The sequence below is a fragment of the Actinocrinis sp. genome, assembly GCF_035650855.1.
Lineage (GTDB): Bacteria > Actinomycetota > Actinomycetes > Streptomycetales > Catenulisporaceae > Actinocrinis.
In genome coordinates, this window is sequence record NZ_DASRGV010000145.1 from 1 (window position 1) to 2040 (window position 2040).

Here is a 2040-nt window from a genome sequence, read left to right on the forward strand (position 1 = left end):
TAGGCGCCGCGCCAGCCGCGCCGGGGCCGGGTCAGCGGGGGAGGGGAAGTAGGTGGCTGAGCACCGAGCGTGTCACGGCTGCCTGGACGGGTGCGATCGAGAGAGCGCCGTCCATTGCGCCGTCTGCGTCAATCAGGCGTGGCCGTGCGACGCGATCATCCTCAAGGATCTCTTGCTGGACGCGGCGGCGGAAGTCCATCGCAACCGGAAGCACTCGCCGTACGGGTCGTCGTTCCTGGACTGCGACCGAATGCCCTGCACACGTTACCGAGCCGCGATTGGGTACGAGCCTGAGCCACGCGCCGGACTCGCGTACGAATACTCATGACCGCCGACCCGCCCCGCCTGCTCCACCTGCCAGTCGAAGCGCCGCTCGTCCGGCGCTGCGTGCGCTGCGAGGCGGAGCCGGTCGCGTGGCCGGGAGCGGTCAGTTGCGCAGCGTGCATCGAGGCGGCGAAGCGGGCCATTGCTGCCAGGCCCGGCCAGACCGTGACGCCGGCCGACGTCGAGCGCGAGCGGCATGACGGTGGCCCGGACTGACCCTCGACCTGACCCTCAAGCGCGGTAAAACCAGCGCTGAACGGCACAGAACAGCACCCATTCTCCACTGGTCGGACTCCGAGACGGCGACTGTCTCGGAGAGCGTGTCAGTACTTCCAGAAGTGCGGCCTGCTTTTCGAGTCAGATGGTGGCCTGACCCTCAGCCTGACCCTCACCCTCGCGCTCGGTCGGCAGCAGCAGGGCCGCCAGCCGTTCGGCGGCAGCGCGGCGCCGCGCTTTGGACGTCGCGAGATACCGCTGGGCCGTCACCGCTGGCGAGCTGTGGCCCATCAGCATCGAGAGATCGGCCAGCGGCGTTCCGGCCACCATCTGCAACGTGCCGTAACTCCTGCGGCCACCGTGCGGCCGGAACGGCGGGACCGCTCGCTCGTCGTCGACCGTGACCGTGCCGACCAGCCGGTTCCAGTCGTCACGCACCGCGCGGGCGGTCCAGCGCTTCCCGTCCGGGCGCTGGGCGACGTAGACGAACGCGACGTCACGCGTCGTCCGGGCCGGCCGGGCCAGTGGTGCCGGGCCGGCCGCCCGGAGCGCTTTGAGCCGGGACACCACGATGGCCGGCAGCTCGACCTCCCGCTCGCGGCGGCGCTTGGTCGCGCCGATTGGCCGGCCCTGAATGTTCGAGTGCTCAGCTTGGTCGAACCGGACCGTACCATCGTCGCCGATCTCGTCCCAACGGCGGGCGATCGCCTCACCGATCCTGAGCCCGCCCCAGAGAATCAGAAGATAGATCGCCTCGAAGCGGTGGCCGACGATCGCAGCGAGCACCGCCCGGATCTCGTCGACGTCCCACGCCTTCGTGGTCAACGGCTCGGGTGTCGGCAGCGCGACGTGGTCGGCCGGACTCTCGGTCAGGATCTTCCATCTGACCGCATCGTCGAGGGCGCGGCGCAGGAGTGAGCCGACGTGGTAGGCGTAGCGCGCCGTGCAGCCACGCGCCTGGATGTCCGCGACGACGCGCAGGATGTGGTCGGCCCGGAGCTTCTCCAGCGGATACGACCAGATCGGCCGGCAAGCCGCGATCTCATAGTGGTACCGTCGACGCGTCTGCGGCGCCCAGCTCGGCGCGTGGAGACGGAACCAGTAGCGCAGGTAGTCCCCGAGCGATTGGCTCGGGTCGAACGCGTCCGGCGCCCGCGCCAACTCGCGGGCGAGCCAGGCTTCCGCTTCGAGCCGGGTCCGCCACCACGACTCATGGTGTGGCCGCTCGACGTTGAGCGGCAAGCGCGCCCGCCAGCGCTGGCGTTGGGCGTTCCAGGCCACGCTGCCCTGGCCGCGTGGCCGGCGCTCCGGCGGGGGTTGTGGTCGAGGCCGGCGCGGCACGGCTAGGCCCCGCTTCCGAGAGACAGGTCAAGCTCGCGGAGCTTGCCCGCGCTCACGGTCGCGATCTGCCAGCCGGTCGCGGCCGCACGTCGCGCCCACAGCTCGACCAACCCGAGCATCCGGCTACTCACGAGCCGGCGATTATAGGTGACGAAAGTC

Annotated in this window: 2 protein-coding genes; one reads left to right on the top strand and one right to left on the bottom strand. The window is 70.4% G+C overall.

Going from position 1 to position 2040, the window contains the following annotated elements:
- Positions 1–324: 324 nt before the first annotated feature.
- On the top strand, positions 325–540 hold the full coding sequence (locus tag VFB40_RS11350) for a hypothetical protein (RefSeq protein WP_324849730.1): 216 nt from the start codon (positions 325–327) through the stop codon (positions 538–540).
- Between the two features lie 141 nt (positions 541–681).
- On the opposite strand, the gene VFB40_RS11355 is transcribed toward VFB40_RS11350, so the two are convergent.
- Positions 682–1821 carry a tyrosine-type recombinase/integrase gene (locus VFB40_RS11355; RefSeq protein WP_324849732.1) on the bottom strand — a complete coding sequence of 380 codons (1140 nt, stop codon included), beginning with the start codon at positions 1819–1821 and terminating at the stop codon, positions 682–684.
- Between the last annotated feature and the right edge of the window lie 219 nt (positions 1822–2040).